The 3,820-nt window shown below is 69.9% G+C and carries 2 protein-coding genes and 1 pseudogene; 1 reads left to right on the top strand and 2 read right to left on the bottom strand.

The window, feature by feature from the left end; all coding sequences use genetic code 11:
• Positions 1–746: pseudogene (locus QN350_RS19240) on the bottom strand (hypothetical protein); the annotation flags it as partial.
• A 27-nt stretch (positions 747–773) separates the two neighbouring features.
• Positions 774–3,002, bottom strand: coding sequence for a S9 family peptidase (locus QN350_RS19235; protein ID WP_323517139.1), 2,229 nt, complete (start codon positions 3,000–3,002; stop codon positions 774–776).
• Between the two features lie 87 nt (positions 3,003–3,089).
• On the opposite strand from QN350_RS19235, the gene QN350_RS19230 reads away from it, so the two are divergent.
• Entirely contained in the window at positions 3,090–3,818 is a 729-nt protein-coding gene (locus QN350_RS19230) for an HAD-IA family hydrolase (protein WP_322137663.1), read from the top strand.
• Positions 3,819–3,820: the final 2 nt, after the last annotated feature.

Genomic DNA, 3,820 nt, shown 5'->3' with positions numbered 1-3,820 from the left:
GACTTCGCAGGGGTCGTGGTCGATGACGTGGGGGGCGTCTGCGCATAGACGTAGACGCCGTGGTTGCCGATCGCGCCGGCCTGGGCGGGCGACTGTGCATCGCCGTCGATCGTGAGCGTCGTGGTCAGGCGCAGTCCGGGCGGGCTCCCGGCAGGAGTCGTTTCCCCAGTTGCGGGCGGGGTGTGCGTGACGTCGAGTCCGACCACGGCGTCCGTCGCCACGGAGACGGTCGCACCCTTCTTCGTGCCGACGAGAGCGATCCCGAGCCGGCGCGCCTCGCCGAGGTGGGCCCAGAGCAGGGAACTTTCGAAGTCGTCGAGGTAGAGCCAGTCGGCCTCCTGGTTCGTGTACACCCCGCGCACCGCGCGGTTCAGCGCCCAGAGCTCGCTGAGCCAGCGCTTGTGCTCGGGGTCGAGGGAGAGCCGGTTCACGTGGAAGGACAGCTGGTTCCAGGTCACGTTGCCGCGCACCCAGTTGCCACGCGCGTTCAGGACGACCGGGCGCACGCCGAGCCTGAGCGCGCCGTGGCCGCCGCGGAGACTCGTGACCGTCTGCGCGGTGGGCCCGCGCCAGCGTTCGTCGGTGCGCGGGGTCAGCTCGCGCAGCTCGAACTGGAGTCCCATCGCGGTCGGGGTGGCCGTCGAGCCGGTCGCGGCGCTCCCCGCGGATCCCGCGGGCGGTCCCGCGGGAGGCTCAGAGCGCATCCGCCAGCCCGGAGCCGGTGCGGGGGGCCCGGTCTGCGACATTCCCCCATGCTCTCACGCTGCCGCAGCTCAGGGCAGCGGGTGCACCCCGGCCGCATCGAGGATCCACGCGTTGTCGAAGGCGATTTCCCGCCAGCGGGCGTAGCGGCCGGACACCCCGCCGTGGCCGGCGGACATCTCGGTCTTGAGCAGGACATCCGCCCCGACCTCGCGCAGGTGTGCGACCCACTTCGCCGGTTCGTCGTAGAGCACGCGGGTGTCGTTGAGGCTCGTCACGGCAAGGATGCGCGGGTAGACCGTGTCGCGAACGTTCTCGACCGGTGAGTAGGACTTGATGTACGCGTAGACCTCAGGGTCGTGCAACGGGTCTCCCCACTCGTCCCACTCGATGACCGTGAGCGGCAGCGAGGGGTCGAGGATCGAGGTGAGCGGGTCGACGAACGGTACGCCGGCGAGGATGCCGGAGAACAGCTCGGGGGCGAGGTTCGCGACGGCGCCCATCAGCAGGCCGCCGGCGCTGCGGCCTTCGGCGACGAGCCGGTCGGGCGCGGTCATGCCGGTGTCGATCAGATGCCTGGCGCAGTCGATGAAGTCGGTGAAGCTGTTGCGCTTTTCGAGTTCCTTGCCGTGCTCGTACCAGAGTCGGCCGAGCTCGCCGCCACCGCGCACGTGCGCGATCGCGTAGACCAGTCCGCGGTCGAGCAGGCTGAGCCGGGAGATGCTGAAAGTCGGGTCGATGCTGATCTCGTAGGACCCATAGCCGTAGAGCAGTGTCGGCGCGGGTTCGCCGGGGGTCGCCAGGTCGCTCCGGTACACGAGCGAGATCGGCACGCGGGTGCCGTCAGCGGCCGTCGCCCACTCGCGGCGCTGCTCGTACCGTGCCGGGTCGTACGCGCCGCGCACGGTCTGCTGCTTGAGCAGGCGGCGCTCGCCCGTCGCGACGACGAGGTCGTACACCGTCGACGGGGTGACGAAGCTCGTGTAGCCGAACCGGATCGTCGGTTGCTCCCACTCGGGGTTCGCCCCGGTGCCCGCGGTGAAGAGCGGTTCGTCGAAGGCGAGCTCGGTGAACGCGAGGGGGCCGGCGGCGCCGGCGGGGGCGTCGGTACCCGCCGTGGCAGCGGATGCCTCGGCCTCCGTCCCGAGGGACGCGATTGCGATCTGGGTCAACCCGTCGCGTCGGTACTCGGCGATGACGAAGTCGCGAAATGCGTCGACGCCCTCGAGGCGGACGGATTCGTCGTGCGGCAGCAGCATCCGCCGGGGGCCGTTCGGGTCTGCCGCTGCGACGTCGACGAGTTCGAAGTTGACGGCGTGGTCGTTGTGCACGATGAGGAGCCGGTCCTCCCCGGCGAGGACGGCGTGCTCCACGTCGTACTCGACGCCGTCGCGGCGCGCCCAGACGATCGCGAAGTCGCCGGTGGGATCGCCCGTGTCGAGCAGCCGCGTCTCGGTCGTCACGCTCGAGCCGGCTTCGATCAGGAGGTATTTGCGACTGCGGGTGAGCCCGATGCCGACCCAGAACCGGTCGTCGGGTTCGTGGAAGACCTGCGCGTCGCTCGCAGGGTCTGTGCCGACCTCGTGCCGCCAGACCGTGTCGGGGCGCCAGGCGTCGTCGACGGTCGTGTAGAAGAGGTAGCGGCCGCTCGGTTCGAACAGGGCGTCTTCGCCGGTCTCGGTGATCTCGTCGGCGAAATTCTCGCCCGTCGTGAGGTCGCGCACCCGGATCGTGTACCGCTCGTCGCCCTCGGTGTCGACGGCGTAGAGCAGCCGGGTGGCGTCCGCGCTCACGTCGAAGCTGCCGAGTGCGTAGAAGTCGTGCCCGGCCGCTTCGGCGTTGTCGTCGAGGAGCACCTGCTCACCGGGCAGGCCTGCCCGGTCGACGAGGGATGCTGCGGCGGGCGTTTCCTCGGCGCCGGGCGTCCCAGCCTCGGCTTCGGGGTTCAGGACCGGCGGCGCCCAGTCGTCCGGGCCCGAGATCGGTGCCCGGCAGTGGATGCCGTATTCCTGACCCTCGACCGTGCGGGTGTAGTACCACCACTGGCCTTCCCGTACGGGCACGCTGAGGTCGGTCTCGCGGGTACGGGCCTTGATCTCGCTGAAAAGCTGTTCCCGAAGCGGAGCGAGCGCCCTGGTGCGGGCATCCGTGTAGACGTTTTCGGCCTCGAGGTGGGCGAGGACCTCCGGGCTTTCCTTGTCGCGCAGCCACTCGTAGTCGTCGACGAAGAGGTCGTTGTGGTGCAGGCGTTCGACGGGCTTCTTCGCGGCTAGGGGAGGTCCGAGGGGAGCAGTAGTCATGGTCTTCAGCGTAGCGAGGCCGGACCTGAGGGAGAATTGGGGGAGTACCGAAGCCGGCTATCGCGGCTTCACGGAAGGAAACAGCACATGGAGCAGGGCCTCACCAACGCCGCGAGCATGACGAAGAGCAGCACGAGCAGCAGCACGGATGGTGATGCCGGGCACGTTCTCCTCGGCCGCGTTTTCGATGCCGTCCTCTTCGACATGGACGGCACCCTCGTCGACTCGACGAAGGCCGTGGACCGGGCCTGGCGGCGCTGGGGAGCCGAAGCGGGCCTCGGCCCCTCCTTCAACGGAGCCGAACACGGCGTGCCCGCCCGGCAGATGGTGGCCAGGCTCGTCCCCGCGGACAAGATCGAGTGGTCGATCGCCCGGGTGCTCGAACTCGAACTCGACGACCTCGACGGCATCGAGATCCTGCCAGGGGCGGCGGAACTCATGCAGAGCATTCCGGAGGGCCGCCGCGCCATCGTGACCTCGTGCGCCCGCTCGTTGTGCCTCGGCCGGCTCGGTTCGGCCGGCTTCCCCGTTCCCGCGACCGTCGTGACGATCGACGACACCCCGCGCGGCAAGCCGTTCCCGGAGCCGTTCCTCAAGGCGGCAGAGTTGCTCGGCGCCGACCCGCGCCGCTGCGTCGTCGTCGAAGACGCCCCCGCCGGGCTCGAAGCCGGCCGGGCGGCCGGATGCCTGACGATCGGTGTCGCCGGAACGCACACCATGGACCAGCTCGACGCCGACCTCGTCGTGCCGAGCCTCGACCGCCTGCGGATCAGCGTCCGCGACAACGGCATCGTCTTCGAGCTCCTCCCCGAGTAGCC

It is taken from the genome of Cryobacterium sp. 10I5, assembly GCF_035019865.1.
GTDB classification, from domain to species: Bacteria; Actinomycetota; Actinomycetes; order Actinomycetales; family Microbacteriaceae; genus Cryobacterium; species Cryobacterium breve_A.
The sequence above is the reverse complement of the archived record's forward strand: the minus strand, read 5'-3'. Positions and strand labels throughout refer to the sequence as shown.